Annotated in this window: 1 protein-coding gene; it reads right to left on the reverse strand. The window is 63.2% G+C overall.

The window, feature by feature from the left end; all coding sequences use genetic code 11:
• Window positions 1-329: phage baseplate assembly protein V (locus B347_RS24690; RefSeq protein ID WP_033387241.1), on the reverse strand; the 329-nt coding region annotated here is incomplete at both ends.

Raw genomic sequence — 329 nt, forward strand, 5'->3', positions numbered from 1 at the left:
AGCACTTCCATGCCGACCCGTGGCAGGGTCACGGCGCCGTAACAGTCGCCCGCCCAACGAGAGGCCACGCGCAGCCAGCAACTGCTGTTGTCGTCGTGCTGACCTTCGCGGTCCCAATGAAATTGCACCTTGACCCGGCCGTATGCATCGCAATGCACCTCTTCGCTGACAGGACCGCTGACGCGCGCAGTCTGCATGCCCAGCACCTGCGGCTTGGTGTGTTTGAGCGCAGGTCGGTAAAACACCTCCCAGGGGATGGCGATGAAGTCGTTGCGATAGCCCTGAACAAAGCCGTCGGCGGGTGTTTCAACGGGCGCTGCGCCGCACTC

It is taken from the genome of Pseudomonas psychrophila HA-4 (assembly GCF_000282975.1).
Classification (GTDB): Bacteria; Pseudomonadota; Gammaproteobacteria; order Pseudomonadales; family Pseudomonadaceae; genus Aquipseudomonas; species Aquipseudomonas psychrophila_A.